Origin of the sequence: Rhizobium sp. PRIMUS64 (genome assembly GCF_023006465.1) — a bacterium.
Classification (GTDB): domain Bacteria; phylum Pseudomonadota; class Alphaproteobacteria; order Rhizobiales; family Rhizobiaceae; genus Rhizobium; species Rhizobium leguminosarum.
In genome coordinates this window covers 2501-6554 of the sequence record NZ_JALBGX010000224.1, presented here as the reverse complement: position 1 = coordinate 6554, position 4054 = coordinate 2501, and the positions used below count along the sequence as shown (strand labels likewise).

General features: G+C 53.9%; 1 protein-coding gene, 1 tRNA gene and 2 rRNA genes. 1 reads left to right on the top strand and 3 read right to left on the bottom strand.

The window, feature by feature from the left end:
• Positions 1–75: 75 nt before the first annotated feature.
• Positions 76–152 (bottom strand) — tRNA-Met (locus MOV76_RS37880).
• 64 nt (positions 153–216) lie between these two features.
• Between MOV76_RS37880 and MOV76_RS37875 the strand changes: the two genes are divergently transcribed.
• Positions 217–387 (top strand): hypothetical protein, encoded by a 171-nt coding sequence (locus MOV76_RS37875; protein WP_165403101.1) that lies wholly within the window; start codon positions 217–219, stop codon positions 385–387.
• 13 nt (positions 388–400) lie between these two features.
• Here the strand turns inward: MOV76_RS37875 and rrf are convergent.
• Together rrf and MOV76_RS37865 are read right to left on the bottom strand one after the other, a co-directional pair.
• Positions 401–515: ribosomal RNA gene (rrf, locus tag MOV76_RS37870) — 5S ribosomal RNA — on the bottom strand.
• Between the two features lie 242 nt (positions 516–757).
• Positions 758–3572: ribosomal RNA gene (locus MOV76_RS37865) — 23S ribosomal RNA — on the bottom strand.
• Positions 3573–4054 lie beyond the last annotated feature (482 nt).

Sequence of the window (4054 nt, the reverse complement as noted above, 5' to 3'; positions counted from 1 at the left end):
CCCCTGAGGAGGCGTTAAATCCTCGACCCGTTACGAGATACACAAAAGCCCGCACGAGGCGGGCCTTTGTGTATCTGGTTGCGGGGGCAGGATTTGAACCTGCGGCCTTCAGGTTATGAGCCTGACGAGCTACCGGGCTGCTCCACCCCGCGTTAATGTATTCCGAGCTGTTTGAGCCCGGGAGCGCTGTCAGGCGTAGCCTGACGAGGTGAGGCCGTGAAGGAATCGATCCAGTGGATCGATTTCAGGCCGAACGGGCTGCTCCACCCCGCGCCATGCGCAAATCGCTGGGATTTGCTGGTGTATTATAACACGAAAGGCCGCTTTGTGAGCGGCCCTTTTGTTTCGGCTTTGGGCCGTTTGTTTAGTGATGAGAAGATTGATTAGTTGCGCTTTGCAGACCTGGCAGCGACCTACTCTCCCGCGTCTTAAGACGAAGTACCATGGGCGCAGGGGCGTTTCACGGCCGTGTTCGGAAAGGGAACGGGTGCAGCCACCCCGCCATAACCACCAGGTCGGCAAAGCGCAACTATATGTTTTGAGAAGCTGGCAGGCATTAGCCTGTTTTCTTTTTTTGAACACGTCTTTGGAACCTCTTCTGACTGCGGATGCTTGTGGCACCCATACAGGCCAGAGGCCGTCGCGCTTGGTAGCGCGGGCCGTCCGCAGCGCCATTGGCGCGTCAGGACAAAGGTCTTGCATCATCGATCCGGACGACCGCTTTGCGGTCGCCTTGAGATGAGCATAGTCAATGAGAACGATCAAGCCGATCGAGCTATTAGTACCGGTAAGCTTCATGCGTTGCCGCACTTCCACACCCGGCCTATCAACGTGGTCGTCTTCCACGGCTCTGATAGGGAATACTCGTTTTCAGGTGGGTTTCCCGCTTAGATGCCTTCAGCGGTTATCCCGTCCATATATAGCTACCCTGCTATGCCCTTGGCAGGACAACAGGTCCACCAGAGATATGTCCATCCCGGTCCTCTCGTACTAGGGACAGATCCTGTCAATATTCCTACACCCACGGCAGATAGGGACCGAACTGTCTCACGACGTTCTGAACCCAGCTCACGTACCGCTTTAATTGGCGAACAGCCAAACCCTTGGGACCTGCTCCAGCCCCAGGATGCGATGAGCCGACATCGAGGTGCCAAACAACCCCGTCGATATGGACTCTTGGGGGTCATCAGCCTGTTATCCCCGGCGTACCTTTTATCCGTTGAGCGATGGCCCTTCCACGCGGGACCACCGGATCACTATGACCGACTTTCGTCTCTGCTCGACTTGTCAGTCTCGCAGTCAGGCGGGCTTATGCCATTGCACTCGACGACCGATTTCCGACCGGTCTGAGCCCACCATCGCGCGCCTCCGTTACTCTTTCGGAGGCGACCGCCCCAGTCAAACTACCCACCATACACTGTCCCGGACCCGGATAACGGGCCGCGGTTAGACATCCATGACGATAAGGGTGGTATTTCAAGGATGGCTCCACGGAAACTGGCGTCCCCGCTTCAAAGCCTACCACCTATCCTACACATGCCGACACGAATGCCAGTGTAAAGCTATAGTAAAGGTGCACGGGGTCTTTCCGTCTGACCGCAGGAACCCCGCATCTTCACGGGGAATTCAATTTCACTGAGTCTATGTTGGAGACAGCGGGGAAGTCGTTACGCCATTCGTGCAGGTCGGAACTTACCCGACAAGGAATTTCGCTACCTTAGGACCGTTATAGTTACGGCCGCCGTTTACTGGGGCTTCGATTCAAAGCTTGCACCTCTCCTCTTAACCTTCCAGCACCGGGCAGGCGTCAGACCCTATACGTCGTCTTGCGACTTCGCAGAGCCCTGTGTTTTTGATAAACAGTCGCTACCCCCTGGTCTGTGCCACCCCATAATAGTTGCCTAGCATGGGGTCACGCTTCTTCCGAAGTTACGCGTGCAATTTGCCGAGTTCCTTCAACATAGTTCTCTCAAGCGCCTTGGTATACTCTACCTGACCACCTGTGTCGGTTTCGGGTACGGTCTATACGGTGGAGCTATTTCCTGGAACCGCTCCGCTGCCCATCCAATCCAATTAGAATGAACAACTTGTGCAATCCGTCACTACCACCAGGCCCACGAATATTAACGTGGTTCCCATCGACTACGCATTTCTGCCTCGCCTTAGGGGCCGGCTAACCCTGCTCAGATTAACTTTAAGCAGGAACCCTTGGTCTTTCGGCGAGAGGGTCTCTCACCCTCTTTATCGTTACTCATGTCAACATTCGCACTTCCGATACCTCCAGGAGCCCTCACGGGTCTCCCTTCATCAGCTTACGGAACGCTCCGCTACCACTTGCGATTGCTCGCAAATCCTCAGCTTCGGTGCATGGCTTCAGCCCCGTTACATTTTCGGCGCAAAGACCCTTATTTAGACCAGTGAGCTGTTACGCTTTCTTTAAATGATGGCTGCTTCTAAGCCAACATCCTGGTTGTTTTGGGATCCTCACATCCTTTCCCACTTAGCCATGACTTGGGGACCTTAGCTGGAGGTTAGGGTTGTTGCCCTTTTCACGACGGACGTTAGCACCCGCCGTGTGTCTGCCGAGTAGTACTCCCCGGTATTCGGAGTTTGGTTAGGATCAGTAAGACGGTGAGTCCCCATAGCCCATCCAGTGCTCTACCCCCGGGGGTATTCGCTCGACGCTCTACCTAAATAGATTTCGCGGAGAACCAGCTATTTCCGAGTTTGATTGGCCTTTCACCCCTAGCCACAAGTCATCCCAATCTATTGCAACAGATGCGGGTTCGGTCCTCCAGTTGGTGTTACCCAACCTTCAACCTGCTCATGGCTAGATCACTCGGTTTCGGGTCTAATGCAACAAACTAAATCGCCCTATTCAGACTCGCTTTCGCTTCGCCTACACCTACCGGCTTAAGCTTGCTTGTTACACTAAGTCGTTGACCCATTATACAAAAGGTACGCCGTCACCCTTGCGGGCTCCGACTGTTTGTAGGCATCCGGTTTCAGGTTCTATTTCACTCCCCTTGTCGGGGTGCTTTTCACCTTTCCCTCACGGTACTTGTTCGCTATCGGTCATGCACGAGTACTTAGGCTTGGAGAGTGGTCTCCCCATGTTCAGACAGGATTTCTCGTGTCCCGCCCTACTCTAGGACAATCATGATATCTACGCGTACGGGGCTGTCACCCACTACGGCCGCACTTTCCAGAGCGTTCCACTTTAATCACAATTGCCACTGGCCTGGTCCGCGTTCGCTCGCCACTACTTGCGGAGTCTCGGTTGATGTCCTTTCCTGCAGGTACTTAGATGTTTCAGTTCCCTGCGTTCGCTTCTTACACCCTATGTATTCAGGTGTAGATACCTTATCACAATGCTTGGAAACCACTCGGGTTGCCGGGCCAAAGGCCAGACAACCAGAATGATTTTCCAAGCATTTAAGGTGGGTTGCCCCATTCGGAGATCCATGGATCAAAGCTCATTCGCAGCTCCCCACGGCTTTTCGCAGCGTATCACGTCCTTCATCGCCTGTGCATGCCAAGGCATCCACCAAATGCCCTTACGACACTTAATCGTTCTCATTGCCAATGCTCATCATCTCGTTGCTCGCTCCATAAGAAACAGCAACAGACCGGGTTACCTTTTACAACCCAGTCAATCCAACAATGCCATTAACGTGTTCGACAGGTCTGCTTTATTGGAGCTACGCCGAGCAGCTCGCTTGCAGCCTGTCTTAAGACCAGCTTCTCGAGATTGGATCCGATACCGCGCGGTCAGGCAACGGTAATCCGATCGTCCGTCAGACGATGCCCAAAGGCAACGAACAACACGCGATAAACCGCTACGCGGTTTACGCTGACGATCCAGAGCGACAAGCTTCCTACCTACCTCCAATTCCTCCACCACATCCGGCCGGCTAGGCCATCCATGGTTTCACAGGAACTGGGCTCGGACATCATGGGCAAAACCCACAACACCTGGAAGCCTCCAGATCAATCTTCTCTTCACAATGTATGCAGAACACGCACCAGCTCGAAGCCGATGCAAAACTTTTAT